General features: G+C 66.2%; 17 protein-coding genes. 10 read left to right on the top strand and 7 right to left on the bottom strand.

Translation table 11 applies throughout. The annotated features are described in order from the left end of the window. Positions 1-67 precede the first annotated feature (67 nt). Positions 68-895: a DNA-3-methyladenine glycosylase family protein gene (locus LGN17_RS10855; protein ID WP_175953444.1), complete on the bottom strand. Its 828-nt coding sequence runs from the start codon at positions 893-895 to the stop codon at positions 68-70. Positions 896-938: 43 nt separating this feature from the next. Continuing rightward, positions 939-2,336, bottom strand: coding sequence for a cysteine--tRNA ligase (cysS, locus tag LGN17_RS10850; protein WP_226196689.1), 1,398 nt, complete (start codon positions 2,334-2,336; stop codon positions 939-941). 234 nt (positions 2,337-2,570) lie between these two features. On the opposite strand from cysS, the gene LGN17_RS10845 reads away from it, so the two are divergent. From LGN17_RS10845 to LGN17_RS10830, 4 genes are all read left to right on the top strand, one after another. Beyond that, positions 2,571-3,293, top strand: a complete 723-nt coding sequence (locus LGN17_RS10845) for a tetratricopeptide repeat protein (RefSeq protein WP_226196687.1) — start codon at positions 2,571-2,573, stop codon at positions 3,291-3,293. A gap of 39 nt (positions 3,294-3,332) precedes the next feature. Continuing rightward, on the top strand, positions 3,333-3,914 hold the full coding sequence (locus tag LGN17_RS10840; RefSeq protein ID WP_011352517.1) for a peptidylprolyl isomerase: 582 nt from the start codon (positions 3,333-3,335) through the stop codon (positions 3,912-3,914). An 88-nt stretch (positions 3,915-4,002) separates the two neighbouring features. After that, on the top strand, positions 4,003-4,494 hold the full coding sequence (locus LGN17_RS10835; RefSeq protein ID WP_069257039.1) for a peptidylprolyl isomerase: 492 nt from the start codon (positions 4,003-4,005) through the stop codon (positions 4,492-4,494). A gap of 27 nt (positions 4,495-4,521) precedes the next feature. Then, positions 4,522-5,322: a UDP-2,3-diacylglucosamine diphosphatase gene (locus LGN17_RS10830; protein WP_226196686.1), complete on the top strand. Its 801-nt coding sequence runs from the start codon at positions 4,522-4,524 to the stop codon at positions 5,320-5,322. Between the two features lie 52 nt (positions 5,323-5,374). Here LGN17_RS10830 and cysE read toward each other — a convergent pair whose 3' ends face one another. Continuing rightward, on the bottom strand, positions 5,375-6,148 hold the full coding sequence (gene cysE / locus LGN17_RS36685) for a serine O-acetyltransferase (protein WP_319000818.1): 774 nt from the start codon (positions 6,146-6,148) through the stop codon (positions 5,375-5,377). 302 nt (positions 6,149-6,450) lie between these two features. Further along, on the bottom strand, positions 6,451-7,275 hold the full coding sequence (locus tag LGN17_RS10820) for an RNA methyltransferase (RefSeq protein ID WP_226196684.1): 825 nt from the start codon (positions 7,273-7,275) through the stop codon (positions 6,451-6,453). 280 nt (positions 7,276-7,555) lie between these two features. Between LGN17_RS10820 and LGN17_RS10815 the strand changes: the two genes are divergently transcribed. From LGN17_RS10815 to LGN17_RS10800, 4 genes are all read left to right on the top strand, one after another. Then, positions 7,556-8,359 (top strand): inositol monophosphatase family protein, encoded by an 804-nt coding sequence (locus LGN17_RS10815; protein WP_039364710.1) that lies wholly within the window; start codon positions 7,556-7,558, stop codon positions 8,357-8,359. A 313-nt stretch (positions 8,360-8,672) separates the two neighbouring features. Then, a complete protein-coding gene (locus tag LGN17_RS10810; protein ID WP_226196682.1) occupies positions 8,673-10,295 on the top strand; it encodes an NAD(P)/FAD-dependent oxidoreductase in 1,623 nt (540 codons plus the stop codon). Positions 10,296-10,506: 211 nt separating this feature from the next. Next, entirely contained in the window at positions 10,507-13,164 is a 2,658-nt protein-coding gene (mutS, locus tag LGN17_RS10805) for a DNA mismatch repair protein MutS (RefSeq protein ID WP_226196680.1), read from the top strand. Further along, positions 13,145-14,392 (top strand): hypothetical protein, encoded by a 1,248-nt coding sequence (locus tag LGN17_RS10800; protein ID WP_226196678.1) that lies wholly within the window; start codon positions 13,145-13,147, stop codon positions 14,390-14,392. The genes mutS and LGN17_RS10800 overlap by 20 nt, the downstream gene beginning before the upstream one ends. Here LGN17_RS10800 and LGN17_RS10795 read toward each other — a convergent pair. Continuing rightward, positions 14,372-14,914 carry an FKBP-type peptidyl-prolyl cis-trans isomerase gene (locus LGN17_RS10795; protein WP_175953461.1) on the bottom strand — a complete coding sequence of 181 codons (543 nt, stop codon included), beginning with the start codon at positions 14,912-14,914 and terminating at the stop codon, positions 14,372-14,374. The two genes, LGN17_RS10800 and LGN17_RS10795, sit on opposite strands and share 21 nt — an antisense overlap. 32 nt (positions 14,915-14,946) lie before the next feature. Between LGN17_RS10795 and LGN17_RS10790 the strand changes: the two genes are divergently transcribed. Both LGN17_RS10790 and LGN17_RS36680 read left to right on the top strand, forming a co-directional pair. Further along, positions 14,947-16,167 (top strand): cupin domain-containing protein, encoded by a 1,221-nt coding sequence (locus LGN17_RS10790; protein ID WP_226196676.1) that lies wholly within the window; start codon positions 14,947-14,949, stop codon positions 16,165-16,167. A gap of 56 nt (positions 16,168-16,223) precedes the next feature. Continuing rightward, positions 16,224-16,469 (top strand): hypothetical protein, encoded by a 246-nt coding sequence (locus LGN17_RS36680; RefSeq protein ID WP_075122947.1) that lies wholly within the window; start codon positions 16,224-16,226, stop codon positions 16,467-16,469. On the opposite strand, the gene LGN17_RS10785 is transcribed toward LGN17_RS36680, so the two are convergent. Then, positions 16,397-16,726, bottom strand: coding sequence for a hypothetical protein (locus LGN17_RS10785; RefSeq protein ID WP_226197158.1), 330 nt, complete (start codon positions 16,724-16,726; stop codon positions 16,397-16,399). The two genes, LGN17_RS36680 and LGN17_RS10785, sit on opposite strands and share 73 nt — an antisense overlap. Before the next feature lie 49 nt (positions 16,727-16,775). Then, positions 16,776-17,552: an MBL fold metallo-hydrolase gene (locus LGN17_RS10780; RefSeq protein WP_175953465.1), complete on the bottom strand. Its 777-nt coding sequence runs from the start codon at positions 17,550-17,552 to the stop codon at positions 16,776-16,778.

Raw genomic sequence — 17,552 nt, 5'->3', positions numbered from 1 at the left:
CTACCCGCGCGGGCGACGCTCAAAACCGGCTCTCAACTATTGATGTTTAAAACCCGATAGCCAACGCTCAGGCGTCGCCGTCGGGCGCATCGAGGCTGCGCCACATGTACCAGGTCGCGACGGTACGCCACGGTTCCCAGTTGGCCGCCACCTCGCGCGCCTCGCTGCGCGTAACGGGTTCCCCACTGAAGTAATTGACGCTGATCGCACGGATCAGGCCAGGATCGTCGAGCGGCAGGACGTCCGGCCGCGACAGGTTGAAGATCAGGAACATCTCGGCCGTCCAGCGGCTGATGCCGCGGATCTGCGTCAGTTCCGCGATCACGTCCTCGTCGTCCATCGACGTCCATTTGTCGACGTGCAGCGCGCCCGACACGAAATGCTGCGCGAGATCGAGAATGTATTCCGTCTTGCGCTTCGACAGCCCGCACGCGATCAGCTTGTCCGCGCCGAGCCGGATCACCGGCTGCGGAGCGAGTTTCGGACAGGCATCCCCGATGCGCGCCCACAGCGACTGCGCCGACGGCACCGAAATCTGCTGGCCGACGACCGAGCGTGCGAGCGTGACGAACGGGTCGCCGCGCTTCACGAGATGCGCGGGACCGAACTTCGGAATCAGTTTCTTCAGGATCCGGTCGCGCTTGACGAGGTCGGCGCATGCCTTGTCCCAGTATGCAGGACGCACGACGACCTCCTCGCGGTCCGCTTCGGACGCACGGGCCTTGCGGGCCGCGTCGGCGGCCGGCAGCGCAGCCACCGGCTGCGCATGACCGTTGAGCGCGCCGTTCGGCACGGCGCGCGTCGCGTCCGTCTTCTCCGGCGGCACGCGCTTGGCTGCCGGACGCGCGGCGACCGGGGTCGCGCGCCTGACCGGCGCTTTTCTGGCCGTTGCCATCTTGCCTCCTACCTGACGGATCGGTCAGTGGAACGCACCGCGCTCATACGCGACGCCATTCGGTCGATCCGCCCGGTTTGTCTTCAAGTGCGATACCGGTCTCGAGCAGTTCCGCCCGGATCCGGTCCGCTTCGGCATAGTCCTTCGCTTGCTTCGCCGCGACGCGCGCGGCGATCTTCGCTTCGATCTCGTCGGCGGCAAGCCCGCCCGCCTGCGCGGCGCCCAACGCCTGCTGCAGGAACGCGCGCGGTTCGCGGCCCAGCAGGCCGAGCAGGCCCGCCAGCTGTTTCAGTTGCCGCGCGAGCGACGCGTCGCGCGTGCGATTCACCTCGCCCGCCAGCTCGAACAGCGTCGCCACCGCGACCGGCGTGTTGAAGTCGTCGTTCATCGCGGCCGCGAAACGCTGCGCGTGCGGCTCGTTCCAGTCGAGCGCGAGCGGGTCGGCTTCAACATCTTTCAGTGCGGTATAGAGACGCGTGAGCGACGCGCGCGCATCGTCGAGATGCACGTCGCTGTAATTGAGCGGCGAACGGTAGTGCGTGCGCACGATGAAGAAGCGCATGACTTCGGCATCGTAGCGCTCGAGCACTTCGCGGATCGTGAAGAAGTTGCCGAGCGATTTCGACATCTTCTCGTTGTCGACCTGCACGAAGCCGTTGTGCATCCAGTAATTGACGAACGTCTGGCCGGTCGCGCCTTCGCTCTGCGCGATCTCGTTCTCGTGGTGCGGGAATTGCAGGTCCTGCCCACCGCCGTGGATGTCGAAATGCGCGCCGAGCAGCGTGCAGCCCATCGCCGAGCACTCGATGTGCCAGCCCGGGCGACCCATCCCGTACTTCGACGCCCACGACGCGCCTTCCGGATCTTCCGGCTTCGCGCGTTTCCACAGCACGAAATCGAGCGGATCTTCCTTTGCGTCGTTCGCGGCGACGCGCTCGCCCGAGCGCAGATCATCGAGCGACTTGCCCGACAGCTTCCCGTAGTTCGCGAACTTGCGCACCGAGTAATTGACGTCGCCGTCGGTCGCCTGGTACGCGTAGCCGTTCGTCTCGAGCGTCTCGATCATGCCGAGCATCTGTGGAATGAACTCGGTCGCGCGCGGCTCGATGTCGGGCCGCTGGATGCCGAGTGCGCTTTCATCGTCGTGCATCGCGCCGATGAACCGGTCGGTCAGCGACTTGATCGTTTCGCCGTTCTCGACCGCGCGGCGGATGATCTTGTCGTCGATGTCGGTAATGTTGCGCACATACGTGACCCGGTAACCGATCGCACGCAACCAGCGCTGGACGAGGTCGAACACGACCAGCATGCGCGCGTGGCCCACGTGACAATAGTCGTATACGGTGATTCCGCATACGTACATCCGCACTTCGCCGGACTGGCGCGGCACGAAAACTTGCTTGTCACGCGCGAGCGTGTTGTAGATGCGCAGTGATTCCATAGAGATGAACCGTGAGCCGAAGGAAACCGCCCTGGCGAAGCTCGCCCAGCATGCGAAACGGACGGACCATCTGCTGCGGCACCAGGCCGAGCGTCCTCGATATCACATGGGGCGGTCAGGCTGCAAGCACAGCGGTGACGGCCACGAGAGGCAAAGAAAGACTGTCTGCCGCTCGCCGGAACGCGCAGACGTTTTGTTAGAATGGCTCGGAGTATAACATTCCGATTTACGCCTATGAAACCTCATCGCGGCCGCGCGCAGAGCGCTGCGACCCTCGTTGCGACCACCGTCATGGGCGTCGCGCTGACGCTTTTCGCGGCCCCCGCGGCGCATGCGCAGAAGGCCCCGGCCACCGCCGACGGCACGCCCGAAATCGACTCGTCGATCGCCGGCAAGCAGTGGAAGCAGGCGCTCGCGCAGCTCGACGCGCGCATCGCATCGAACCCGCACGACGTGCAGGCGCAGTTCAAGCGCGGCACCGTGCTGGCACGCCTGAACCGCGATGACGACGCGATCCAGCAGTTCGTCGCGATCACGCAGGCCTACCCCGAACTGCCCGAGCCGTACAACAACCTTGCGGCGCTTTACGCGAAGCATGGCCGTTACGACGAAGCGCGCACCGCGCTCGTCACGGCGACGCAATCGAACCCGAGCTACTCGCTCGCGTACGAAAACCTTGGCGATCTCTACCTGCGCCTCGCGGCCGAGTCGTACAAGCGTGCGCAATCGCTCGGCCGCACGAGCGGCGCGACCGCGCAGCGCCTCGCCGATCTCCAGAAGATCGTGTCGCCGTCGAAGCCCGCGCCAAATGCCCGCGCAGCCGCACCGGCCACGCGCGACTACTCCGACCGCGCAGCCGCGAACGTGAGCACCACCACGCTGCCGATGTCGCCGACGTTCCAGTTCAGCGGTCCGTCGGGCGCACTGGCGGCGCCGTACGTCGCGCCGTCGCAATAAGCGGCGCGGCCTTCTTTCCCTCCCAACCTGAGGATCGCAATGAAACGTCTGTTGCTGGCGCTTGGCGGCGCCGCCCTTCTCGCGACCGCGACCGCCCCTGCGTTCGCGCAATCGGCTACCGCGCACCCCGTCGTGCAGCTGAAGACCTCGCAGGGCGACATCCGCGTCGAGCTCTACCCGGAGAAGGCGCCGAAGTCCGTCGCCAACTTCCTCGATTACGTGAAGGCCGGCCAGTACAACGGCACGATCTTCCATCGCGTGATCAAGGGCTTCATGATCCAGGGCGGCGGCTACAAGACCAACTTCGAGGAGAAGCCGACCCGCGCGCCGATCCCGCTGGAGAGCCGCAATGGTCTGAAGAACCTGACGGGCACGATCGCGATGGCACGCACGAGCGATCCGAACTCGGCCACCGCGCAGTTCTTCATCAACACGGTCGACAACAGCGGCCTCGACTACCCGAACCCGGACGGCAACGGCTATGCGGTGTTCGGCAAGGTCGTGTCGGGTCTCGACGTCGTGAAGAAGATCGAAGGCGTCGCGACGACCTCGCGCGGCCCGATGCAGGACGTGCCCGCGCAACCGATCGTGATCGAATCGGCCAGCATCGTCTCGAAGTAAGAACCTGCCGGCCCGTCCGGCGACTCACGCGGCCGCGTCGCACGACCGGCCGCGTGCCATTTAAACCGCCTCACCGAAGGAATTCATCATGGTTGAACTGCATACGAACCACGGCGTGATCAAGCTCGAGCTCGACGCCGAGAAGGCACCGAAGACGGTCGAGAACTTCCTGAACTACGTGAAGAAGGGCCACTACGACGGCACCGTGTTCCATCGCGTGATCAACGGCTTCATGATCCAGGGCGGCGGCTTCGAGCCGGGCCTGAAGCAAAAGCCGACCGACGCGCCGATCGACAACGAGGCGAACAACGGCCTGAAGAACGACAACTATACGGTCGCGATGGCGCGCACGAACGATCCGCACTCGGCGACCGCCCAGTTCTTCATCAACGTGAACGACAACGACTTCCTGAACCACTCGTCGCCGACGCCGCAAGGCTGGGGCTATGCGGTGTTCGGCAAGGTCGTCGAAGGCCAGGACGTGGTCGACAAGATCAAGGGCGTCAAGACGGGCAACGCTGGTTTCCACCAGGACGTGCCGACTGACGACGTCGTGATCGAGAAGGCCGTCGTAGTCTGACGCGCAGCAAGTAACGGAGGCACTTCGATGTTGCAGGAGAGTCCGCCGCGAAGCGTCTCCGCGGGCGTGCCGGGCGAGCGCGAATACGCGCAAGCCGCACGCCCGTTCCTGTTTCTCTCCGATCTGCACCTGAGCGAAGCGATTCCGAAGACCGTCGCCGCGTTCGAGCATTTCGTGAAATACACCGCCGACAGCGCCGATTCGGTGTTCATCCTCGGCGACCTGTTCGAATACTGGATCGGCGACGACATCCTCGACGACGATCCGTTCGCGGCACGCATGGCCGCGCTGATGCACACGCTCTCGGAACGCGGGATCGCGCTCTACGTGATGCACGGCAACCGCGATTTCCTGCTCGGCAGGCGCTTCATGAAGGCAGCCGGTGCGATGCTGCTGCCCGACCCTTCGCTGATCATGGCGTTCGGCCAGCGCATCGTGCTCGCGCACGGCGACGCGCAATGCACGGCCGACCGCGGCTACCAGGTGTTCCGCCGCTTCGCACGCAACCGCGTCGCGCAATGGCTGTTTCTCGCGTGGCCGTTGCGCATGCGCCGCGCGCTCGCGCAACGCATGCGCTCGAACAGCGAAGCGGGCCGGATGCGCCCCGCTTCGGCGATCTACGATGTCACGCGCGAAGGCGTGGCCGCACTGTTCCGAAAGAGCCGCGCGGCCGTGATCATTCACGGCCATACGCACCGCCCGGCGAGCCACGCCGAACCGGGCGGCATACGCTGGGTGCTGCCCGACTGGGATCTCGACCACGGCAGGCCGCGCGGCGGCTACCTGCGCGTCGACGCGGAAGGCATCCACGCGATGCCGCTCGACTGACGCCGCCCGCCGCTGCCGTCGTACCGACGGGTAGCCGTGGGCGTACTTCGCATTACGCCTGGCGCTCGACCGTCTTTCCTTCCAGCACCGCCGACAGCCGGCGCAGGTCGAGACGCGCCGCATCGGCGCCCTGCAGCGTTTCCAGATGCGTACCGAGCCGCTCGAGCGCGGCGACGATCTCGTCGACGCGGCGGCTTTCCTTCGCCGCATGATCGATCAGCCCGTGAATCGCGAGTGACATCGGGTCGTCGGCATTCGGCGTGATCCCGTATGCGCAGAATGCCGCACGTTCAGGCTGCGGCTTCGGCTGCGCCGGCATGACGACGCGCGCCGGATTGCCGACCGCCGTGCCGCCCGCCGGCACCGGCTTCACGACGACTGCGTTCGAACCGATCTTCGCACCCGCACCGACCGTGAAGCCGCCGAGCACCTTCGCGCCCGCACCGACGATCACGCCGGCCTCGAGCGTCGGGTGGCGCTTGGCGCCGCGCGTGAGCGACGTGCCGCCCAGCGTCACGCCCTGATAGATCGTGCAGTCGTCGCCGACGATCGCCGTCTCGCCGATCACGACACCCATCCCGTGATCGATGAACACGCGTCGGCCAATCGTCGCGCCGGGGTGGATCTCGATCCCCGTCAGGAACCGGCCGGCCTGCGACACGAAACGCGCGAGCCAGTAGCGCTTCGCGCGCCAGCAGGCGTGCGCGAAACGATGCAGCACGAGCGCATGCAACCCCGGATAACAGGTCAGCACTTCCCATGCACTGCGAGCGGCGGGATCCCGCTCGCGAATCGTTGCAACGTCTTCGCGCAGTCTCGTGAACATGATTGTGGTCTGGGAAAAGGCCGGCGCGCACCGCCGACAATGACGGGCCGTTATCGCGCCAGGTAATTTATTTATGACGTTCGGCGATTGTAGGGCGAGTCACGAACGGCCGCACGAGCTCGCAAGTTCACCCCGCCGCTGGCGAGGGTATTCGGGCGAAACGCTTGGCTGTTGCGGAGTTTGCGGGGGTGCTCGACCGGGTGGAACGATCGGCCCCGGCGCTTGCGGCGGCCGACGTCGCACCGGCCCGACGGGGCGTTGCCCCGCGCGCCGAGACATCCGGCAACCCGTGCGCCGGCCGCTTACGCGTCGCCGTCGGGCTTGCCCGATTTCAGCAGGATGTGCTTTGCGACGCCGCGCAGGATGTTGACCTCCTCGCGCTCGAGACCCGTGCGCGCGAACAGGCGCCGCAGCCGCGGCATCAGCTTCTTCGGGTTGCGTGGATCGAGGAAATCGAGCGCGATCAGCGCGTTCTCGAGGTGCACGTACATCCGCTCGATCTCGTCGCTCTGCGCAAGCGTGCCGGCTTCGGCCGACGGTTGCGTCGACGGCTCGCTCGCCTGTTCGAGAAACGCGACACGCAGCTCGTACGCGAGCACCTGCACGGCCTGTGCGAGATTCAGCGAACTGTAGGCCGGGTTCGCCGGGATATGCGCCAGCGCGCTGCACTGCTCGACATGCTCGTTCGCGAGGCCCGTGCGCTCGTTGCCGAATACGAGCGCGATGTCGCCCGTGCCGACCTGTGCGCACGCCTGCGTGGCAGCGGCACGCGGCGCCAGGCGCGGCGGCCCGTATTCGCGCGTGCGCGCGGTCAGCGCGATCGACCAGTGAACGCCGGACAGCGCGTCGCCGAGCGTCGGCACGACATGGGCGGACGCGAGGACGTCGTCCGCGCCGCTGGCCATCGCGATCGCCTCGGGATCGCTCTGCACGTGCGGCACGCGCGGCGCGACCAGCACGAGACGCGAAAAGCCCATCGTCTTCAGCGCGCGGGCGGCCGCCCCGACATTGCCGGGATGACTCGGCTCGACGAGCACGAAACGGGTGGACGTGAAGCCGCCGGACGGCGGCCAGGACGAGGCCGCGCCCGGCTCGGACGGCGTGGCGGTGATCTGCGGGGTTTCCACTACGATACGACTCGGTTCATCAGAATGGCAGTATGGTATCGCCATCGCCGCGGCAAACCCACTCGTCCGGACGGATAGTGGGGGTTTCCCCGTATTCCGGCCGCCTGAAACCGCCGAAAATCGGGTAAAATCATGCCTTTACGCGTCGCGCACCGTGCGGCGCGGGTCGTACCCCGTTCTTTGTCAATTCGCGTCTCACCTCGCCTGCCGCGCTTGCGCCGTGCCGGGCGGTTGTTCCACTTCGTGGCGGCCCATGCCGCCGGCTACAGGATCCAGGCTCATGCATCCCATGCTCAACATTGCTGTCAAGGCTGCGCGCCGCGCCGGACAGATCATCAATCGCGCGTCCCTCGATCTCGACCTGATCGAGATCCGCAAGAAGCAGCAGAACGACTTCGTCACCGAAGTGGACAAGGCCGCCGAAGACGCGATCATCGAGACGCTGAAGACCGCCTACCCCGACCACGCGATCCTCGCGGAAGAATCGGGCGAGTCGGAGAACGAATCCGAATTCAAGTGGATCATCGATCCGCTCGACGGCACGACCAACTTCATCCACGGCTTCCCGTACTACTGCGTATCGATCGCGCTCGAGCACAAGGGCGTCGTCACGCAGGCTGTCGTCTACGACCCGAACAAGAACGACCTGTTCACGGCCACCCGCGGCCGCGGCGCGTACCTGAACGACCGCCGCATCCGCGTCGGCCGCCGCGACCGCCTGTCGGACGCACTGGTCGGCACGGGCTTCCCGTTCCGCGAAAAGGACGGCCTCGATGCCTACGCGCGCCTCTTCACCGAAATGACGCAGGCCTGCACGGGCCTGCGCCGTCCGGGCGCGGCCGCACTCGATCTCGCGAACGTCGCGGCCGGCCGCCTCGACGCATTCTTCGAGCAGGGCATCAACGTGTGGGACATGGCAGCGGGCAGCCTGCTGATCACCGAGGCCGGCGGGCTCGTGGGCAACTACACGGGCGACGCCGATTTCCTGCATCGCCATGAAATCGTCGCCGCGAACCCGAAGATCTACGCGCAGATGATCCCGATCCTGAAAGGTTACACCCACGTGCATCCGGCGGCGGAGTAAGCCCCGGCCGCGCCTGCATGGCGCGGCTTTCGCGCATACCGCTCGCGGGCACCTTCGTGACGGCGCACCGTTCGCCTCCCGGTTGCCGGGAGGCGGGACAATCTTCCCGCACAAGGGTCGCTTCGTGCGCCTATCCTGAAGTTGCTTGAGTGGTTCGGGCCGGTCGTCGTACTGCCGCTTGCACCGCTTTCCCCGCAATGACAGCGAATGGTTTGCGTCCGGCATGCCCGCACGGCGGAGAACACCGCCGGCCTCCCGGCCCCTGACCGTATCAACACCGCCACGACGCCGTGGCAATCGCATCCGAGTCCCCATGTTACGGCTAAGCGAAATTAAACTCCCCCTCGACCACCCCGAAAGCGCGCTTGAGGCCGCGATTCGCGAGCGCCTCGCGGAGCTTGGCGTGGCCGAGGACGGGCTCCTCCGTTACACCGTGTTTCGCCGTGCGCACGATGCGCGCAAGCGCGCCGACATCAAGCTCACGTACATCGTCGATGTGGAAGTCGCCGACGAAGCGGCCGCGATCAAGCGCCTCGCCGGCAAGCCGCATTGCGGCGTGACGCCCGACATGACGTACCACTTCGTCACGAAGGCGCCCGAGCACGGCAATTTCCTGCGCCCGGTCGTGATCGGCATGGGGCCGTGCGGCCTGTTCGCGGGGCTGATCCTCGCGCAGATGGGCTTCCGCCCCATCATCCTCGAACGCGGCAAGGCCGTGCGCGAGCGCACCAAGGACACCTTCGGCCTGTGGCGCAAGAGCGTGCTCAACCCCGAATCCAACGTGCAGTTCGGCGAAGGCGGGGCCGGAACGTTTTCCGACGGCAAGCTGTACAGCCAGATCAAGGATCCGAACCACTACGGCCGCAAGGTGCTGGACGAATTCGTCAAGGCGGGTGCACCGGACGACATCCTGTACCTGAGCCGGCCGCACATCGGCACGTTCCGACTCGTCAGCATGGTGGAAAAGATGCGCGCGTCCATCCACGAACTGGGTGGTGAAGTGCGTTTCGAAACGCGGGTCGACGACATCGAGATCGATCAGGGCAAGGTGCGCTCGCTGAAGCTCTCGAACGGCGAAACGCTGCGGTGCGACCACGTGGTGCTGGCCGTGGGCCACAGCGCGCGCGACACCTTCCAGATGCTGCACGATCGCGGCGTCTATATCGAAGCCAAGCCGTTCTCGCTGGGTTTTCGCATCGAGCATCCGCAGGGGCTGATCGACCGCAGCCGCTTCGGCAAGTTCGCGGGACACAAGCAGCTCGGTGCGGCCGACTACAAGGTGGTGCACCACTGCAGCAATGGCCGCGCCGTCTACAGCTTCTGCATGTGCCCGGGCGGCACGGTGGTCGCGGCGACCTCCGAGCCGGGCCGCGTGGTCACCAACGGGATGAGCCAGTATTCGCGGGCCGAGCGCAATGCCAATGCGGGCATCGTCGTCGGCATCACGCCGGACGACTATCCGGGCGGCCCGCTGGCGGGCATCGCGTTCCAGCGCAAATGGGAAGAGCGCGCGTTCGAACTCGGCGGCGGCGATTACCGCGCGCCGGGCCAGCTGGTCGGCGATTTCATCGCGGGCCGGCCGTCGACGTCGCTCGGCTCCGTGGAGCCGTCGTACAAGCCGGGCGTGAACCCGACCGATCTCAGCACCGCGCTGCCGGACTACGTGATCGAAGCGATCCGCGAAGCCCTGCCCCAGATCGACAAGAAGATCGCCGGCTTCGCGATGCACGATGCGGTGCTCACCGGTGTCGAGACGCGCACGTCGTCACCGATCCGGATTCGACGCAAGGACGATTACCAGAGCATGAACGTCGAAGGCCTGTATCCGGCTGGTGAAGGTGCGGGGTATGCAGGCGGCATCTATTCGGCAGCCATCGACGGAATCGAAGTCGCGCAGGCGGTGGCGCTCAGCATGACGTCGGCGCACGCGGCCTGATGGACGAAACGAGTCGGCGCGCAAAGGTTCTCGACCTGAGCGGCGCCGACTTTCGCTTGGCCGCTCGTGAGCGCGGTTGGACAGCGGCATGAGAACGACCGCCGCCGGTCACGCAATCTCCGGCAACCTGGCCGAATGGCGAACTTCACGCGTGCATGCCGAAGCCACTGGTAAACTCGGGCAACCAAAGCAACAACTTCACGCCTGACTTATGACCACGCTGTCGCCCGACGCCTTCGCCGGCCACACCCCGATGATGCAGCAGTACCTGCGCATCAAGGCCGACCATCCCGACACGCTTGTCTTCTACCGGATGGGCGACTTCTACGAGCTGTTCTTCGAAGACGCGGAGAAAGCCGCTCGCCTGCTCGACCTGACCCTCACGCAACGCGGCGCGTCGGCCGGCACACCGATCAAGATGGCCGGCGTACCGCATCACGCGGTCGAGCAGTATCTTGCGAAGCTCGTGAAGATGGGCGAGTCGGTCGCGATCTGCGAACAGATCGGCGACCCGGCCACATCAAAGGGCCCCGTCGAACGCAAGGTCGTGCGCGTCGTCACGCCCGGCACGCTGACCGATGCCGCGCTTCTGTCCGACAAGAACGACGTTTACCTGCTTGCGATGTGCACGGGCCACAACAAGCGCGGCGTGGCGGTGAACATCGGCCTTGCGTGGCTCAACCTCGCGAGCGGCGCGTTGCGCCTCGCCGAAATCGAACCCGACCAGCTCGCTGCCGCGCTCGAGCGCATCCGGCCGGCCGAGATCCTGACGCCGGACGGCGCGACCGACGCCTTACCCGCGGGCGCGGGCGCAAGCAAGCGCGTACCGGCATGGCACTTCGACATCGCGTCGGGCACGCAGCGCCTGTGCGACCAGCTCGATGTCGCAAGCCTCGACGGTTTCGGTGCGCATTCACTCACGAGCGCGTGCGGCGCAGCCGGCGCGCTGCTGCTCTACGCAGCGGCCACGCAAGGGCAGCAACTGCGGCACGTGCGCAGCCTGAAGGTCGAGAACGAAACCGAGTACATCGGTCTCGATCCGGCCACGCGCCGCAACCTCGAACTGACCGAGACGTTGCGCGGCACCGAGTCGCCGACCCTGTATTCGCTGCTCGACACCTGCTGCACGACGATGGGCAGCCGTCTGCTGCGTCACTGGCTGCATCACCCGCCGCGCGCGTCGGTCGCCGCGCAGTCGCGCCAGCAGGCGATCGGTGCGCTGCTCGACGCACCGGCAAACGCAAGCCTCGATGCGCTGCGCAGCGCGCTGCGCCAGATCGCCGACGTCGAACGGATCACCGGGCGTCTCGCGCTGCTCTCGGCGCGCCCGCGCGACCTGTCGAGCCTGCGCGACACGTTCGCCACACTGCCGGCGCTGCGCGAGCGCCTCAGCGCGATCGTCGCGAATGCGGATGCGCTCACACGTGTCGATGCGGCGCTCGCACCGCCCGCCGAATGCCTCGACCTGCTGACGAGCGCGATCGCACCCGAGCCGGCCGCGATGGTGCGCGACGGCGGCGTAATCGCGCGCGGCTACGATGCCGAGCTCGACGAGCTGCGCGACATCTCGGAGAACTGCGGGCAGTTCCTGATCGATCTCGAAGCGCGCGAACGCACGCGCACCGGCATCGCGAACCTGCGCGTCGAATACAACAAGGTGCACGGCTTCTACATCGAGGTCACGCGCGGCCAGACCGACAAGGTGCCCGACGACTACCGCCGCCGCCAGACGCTGAAGAATGCCGAGCGCTACATCACGCCCGAACTGAAAACCTTCGAGGATAAGGCGCTGTCCGCTCAGGAACGCGCGCTGGCGCGCGAGCGCGCGCTGTACGACTCGGTGCTGCAGGCGCTGTTGCCGTTCATCCCCGAGTGCCAGCGCGTCGCCTCGGCGCTCGCCGAACTCGACCTGCTCGCCGCATTCGCCGAACGCGCCCGCGCACTCGACTGGGTCGCACCGACCTTCACCGACGAGATCGGCATCGAAATCGAACAGGGCCGCCACCCGGTCGTCGAAGCGCAGGTCGAACAGTTCATCGCGAACGACTGCCGCTTCGGCACCGAGCGCAAGCTGCTGCTGATCACCGGCCCGAACATGGGTGGTAAGTCGACGTTCATGCGGCAAACCGCACTGATCGCACTGATGGCGTACGTGGGCAGCTATGTGCCGGCCAAGTCGGCATGCTTCGGCCCGATCGACCGGATCTTCACCCGCATCGGCGCGGCGGACGATCTCGCGGGCGGCCGCTCGACGTTCATGGTCGAGATGACCGAAGCCGCTGCGATCCTCAACGACGCGACGCCGCAAAGCCTCGTGCTGATGGACGAGATCGGCCGCGGCACGTCGACGTTCGACGGCCTCGCGCTCGCGTGGGCCATCGCGCGCCACCTGCTGGCGCACAACGCGTGCTACACACTGTTCGCGACGCACTACTTCGAGCTGACGCAACTGCCGGCCGAATTCCCGCAAGCGGCCAACGTCCACCTGTCGGCCGTCGAGCACGGCCACGGCATCGTGTTCCTGCACGCGGTCAACGAAGGCCCGGCCAACCAGAGCTACGGCCTGCAGGTCGCGCAACTCGCGGGCGTTCCGGCGCCCGTGATCCGCGCCGCGCGCAAGCACCTCGCGTATCTCGAACAGCAGTCGGCGTCGCAGCACACGCCGCAACTCGACCTGTTCAGCGCGCCGCCGGTGGCCGCCGACGATCTCGAATGCGCGGACGCACCGGCACTGCCCGACACACCGCATCCGGCGCTCGAAAAACTGCGCGACATCGATCCCGACGATCTCAAGCCGCGCGAGGCGCTCGACCTGCTGTACGAATTGCGCACGCTGGTCCGGACGCACGATGTCGACGGACACGCGTAAGCGCGCCCCGCGCGGCGTGCCGGCTCGCACGGCGGCCGCGCTCGTCGCAGCCGTGCTCGCGCTCGCGCAAGCCACCGCTTCGGCCGCGCCGCCGAAGCGCGGCACCGCGCCCTACTCGTTCGCGGTCGTGTCGGGTGTGATCAACGCCCCTGCGGACGAACCGGCCGCCCAGCGGCTGCTCGATGCGATCGCGCGCGAGCGCAACCTCGCGTTCGTCGTCTATGCGGGCAATCTCAAGGGTTCGAAGGAAGCGTGCCGCGATGCGCTGTATTCGCAGCGCGGCGCGATCCTGGACGCGGCACGCGTGCCGCTCGTGTTCGTTCCCGGCCACGACGACTGGGTAACGTGCAACACCGCGACCGGCGGCGGCTACGACCCGGTCGAGCGGCTCGACTTCCTGCGGCAGACGCTGCTCGCCGATTCGGCACTGCCCGGCCCCGGCGCACTGCAGATCACGCGGGAAAGCGAAGTCGCACGGTTCCGGCCGTATCGGGAAAACACCCGCTGGATGCGCGACGACATCGTCTACGTCGCGCTCAACGCGCCGGCGCCGAACAACCACTACCTGACGGCCGGCGGCCGCAACGGCGAATTCGAGGATCGCATCATCGCGAACGGTTTCTGGATCGACCACGCGGCCGAATACGCGAAGCGGCGCGAGGCACGCGCGATGGTGGTGATGTTCGAAGGCGATCCACGGTTCGAACGCTATGAACGCGCGGAACGCTTCGCATGGCTGCACTTCAACCGGCCGCGCGTGCGCGACGGCTTCCGTGAGTTGAAACGAACGCTGGTGAAGGCGGCGGCGACGTTCCGCGGCCCGATACTCGTGATGCACGCAAGCGGCGAACCGCTTGCGAACGGCTTTCTGATCGACCGTCCGCTGCGCGCAGACGACGGTGAACTGGTAGGAAACGTCACGCGCGTCGCGATCGGACCGCGCCATCCGGCGAATCAGTGGATCAAGGTGAGCGTGTCGCCGGCACGGCAGACGATCTTCAACGTAAGCCTGCAGGAGGTGCCGAAGAACCTCCCCGTGCCGCCCGCGCTGCCGCTCGTGCCGCATGACGACGTGCCGCTGCCGCAGATGCCGGAAATCCCCGCGTTGCCGGCGCTGCCCGACTCGTCGTCGGTCGCGCCGCCGTTGCAGGGTGACAGCGCCGCACCGGGCGGCGCGTCGGGGCCGGCGCCCGGCCTGCCTGCGAGCTCAGTGCAGGGTGCGCCCTGACGGCGCTTCACCGTCTTCGTCTTCGTCCTCGTCGACGATTTCGAGCCCTTCTGCGCCATGCGCGTGCTCATGCTCGATTTCGTCTTCGGTTGCTTCGCGAACGTCCTTCACGGTCAGTGCGAAACGCAGCGCCATGCCTGCCAGCGGGTGGTTGCCGTCGAGCACGACCTTGTCTTCGGCGATATCGGTGACCGTGTAGATCAGCGAATCGACCTCCTCGTCGCCGTCTTCCGGCGTGCCTTCGAACTGCATACCCACTTCGAGCGGCTCGGGAAAACGGTCGCGCGGCTCGATCTTCACGAGTTCGGGATCGTAGTCGCCGAACGCGTCCTGCGGCTCGAGCTGAACCTGCGCCTCGTAGCCGGGCTCGTGGCCGTCGAGTTGTTCCTCGATCTTGGGGAACGTGCCATCATAGCCGCCGTGCAGATAGACCATCGGCTCGTCGCTTTCCTCGATCAGATTGCCCTGTACGTCCGACAGCTTGTAAGTGACCGACACGACGGTGTTTTTTGCGATTTTCATCCAATTCTCCCAAATACAACTCTCATTATACGATGCGCAACCGGTCTCAAGCCGAACCGCGGGATGCCGCTGCCGCCCCGCTCGGCGCGCCGCCTTCCGATCTTCCCACACCGCTGCTCGGCGGTCTTACGCCGGCGCAATTCATGCGCGGCTACTGGCAGAAGAAGCCGCTCCTGATCCGCCAGGCGATCCCCGGCGTCGCGTCGCCGGTCTCGCGCGACGCGCTGTTCGAGCTCGCAGCAGACTATGACGCGGAATCGCGACTGATCACCCATTTTCGTAACAAGTGGCAACTAAAGCACGGCCCGTTCGAGCCCGACACGCTGCCGGCCGTCACGCGCAAGGCCTGGACGCTGCTCGTGCAGGGGCTCGACCTGCACGTCGATGCCGCGCGCGCACTGCTCGACCGCTTCCGCTTCATCCCCGATGCGCGTCTGGACGACCTGATGATCTCGTATGCGACGGACGGCGGCGGCGTCGGCCCGCACTTCGATTCATATGACGTATTCCTGCTGCAGGTCGAAGGCCGGCGCCGCTGGCGCGTCGGTGCGCAGAAGGACCTGTCGCTGCAGCCGGACGTGCCGCTGAAGATCCTCGAAAACTTCGAGCCGAGCGACGAATGGGTGCTGGAACCCGGCGACATGCTCTACCTGCCGCCGCACATCGCGCACGATGGCGTCGCCGAAGGCGAATGCATGACCTGCTCGATCGGCTTCCGGGCCCCGTCCGCCGGCGAACTGGGCGCCCAGTTCCTGTACTATCTCGCGGAGCGTGGCGGCCTGCGCGACGGCTGCGGCGACGACCTTTACCGCGATCCGAAGCAGCCGGCCGTCGACACGCCCGCGCAGTTGCCGCCGGCGATGGTCGAGCGCGTTGCCGAGATCGTCGACGCGATCCGCTGGCGCAAGCGGGACGTCGCCGAATTCCTCGGCTGCTACCTGAGCGAGCCCAAGCCGAACGTCGTTTTCGACCCGCCCGCCCGCCCGCTGTCCGAGGCCGCATTCGTCGCGCAAGCATCACGTCGCGGCGTGTGTCTCGACAGAAGGGCCGCATTGATGTATAACGCGCGCTCGTACTTCATTAATGGCGAAGAAGGATCACTCGAGCAGGCCGGCGAATGGCTGCCCGAACTGGCCAATCAACGCAAGATGGAGGCGAAACGGTTTGTAACACTATCCCGGGTTCCCTCGATGACAGCCTTGTTGCACGAGTGGTATTGTGCGGGCTGGATACGGGTCGGAAGCCGGAATTAGTGTGAGTCGCCCCGTATACCCGTACGGATCAAATTCTGTATGGGAAAGACAACGTATTGACCCCGCATTTGTCGACGGTCGATAGGAAAGTGCATATAATTTCCGCCCAAGCCGTAGGGAAGATTCACGCTCTAGAAGTGCATCTCCACCAGCGGCCCAGGTCGGTGTTGGAGCACATTACCGGTATTGTTTCGCGCTGTTGCTTACCTTTAACCATAAAAGGACGTGATCATGAAGAAATCCCTCCTCGTAGCTTCCCTGTTGGCTGCTGTTGCACTGGCTGCTTGCAACAAGAGCGCTGATCAAGCTGCTTCGTCGGCTGCAAGCGACGCGGCTGCTGCTGCTTCGTCGGCTGCTTCGGCAGTTGCTGGTGCTGCGAGCGACGCTTCGGCTGCTGCTTCGTCGGCAACGGCTGCTGCGAGCGACGCTGCTGCTGCAGTGGCGTCGGCTGCTTCGGCAGCGACGGCTGCTCCGGCTTCGGGCGCAAGCCAGTAAGCCTCAGCGTCAGCTGAAAAAAAACCGGCCCGAGGGCCGGTTTTTTTACGTCTGCCGTTTCCACGTCTGTCGCACGGCAGCCACACGCGGCCGCTGCAGCGGCCCTGCCCCGCTCATCCGAGCGCCAGCCAGTCGAAGCCCGCGTCCTGCGTGGCCACGACCACGTCTTCCCCGGTCGTCCCCAATACGCCGCCAAACGCCTGACGGACCAGCTCCGGCAGATTGTTCTGCTGGCTCAGGTGCGCCGCGACCAGGTGCTTGAGGCGGCTGCGTTCAAGCGACGCAAGGATGTCCGCCGCCGCGTCATTGCTCAGGTGGCCGTGGTTGCCGCCAATACGTGCCTTCAGCGACTGCGGATAGCGGCTCGCGGCCAGCATCGCGGTGTCGTGGTTGGATTCGAGCACCAGCGCGTCACAGCCGCTCAGCACGGCCGTGATGTGAGGCGTGGCCATCCCGACGTCCGTCAGCACGCCGAGCCGGCTGGACCCGTCCATAAAGACAAACTGGAGCGGTTCGCGCGCATCGTGAGGGACCGTATAGGGCATCACGGCCAGATCGCGTATCGCGGCCGTCTCGTCGCCCCACAGCACGTGGAGATCGACATCCGCCTCGTCCGCGCCGACCGCGCGCGCGGTACCCCAGCTCATGTAGAGCGGCAGCGATGCGCGACGGGCGAGCGTCAGCGCACTGCCGACGTGGTCGCTGTGTTCGTGAGTAATGAGGATCGCATCGAGATCCCCGATGCAGAGATTCAGTCGGCCGAGCCTGCGCTCGACCTCCTTGGCGGAAAAGCCGCAGTCGAGCAGCACGCGGGTGGTCGTCGTGCCGCTCGAGGCCTCGACGACCAGCGCGTTGCCTTCGCTGCCGCTTCCGAGGCTGGAGAATCGCAC

This window comes from Burkholderia sp. AU30280, from assembly GCF_020420125.1.
Classification (GTDB): domain Bacteria; phylum Pseudomonadota; class Gammaproteobacteria; order Burkholderiales; family Burkholderiaceae; genus Burkholderia.
Note: the sequence above shows the minus strand (reverse complement) of the source record. Positions and strands in the feature narration are given on the sequence as shown.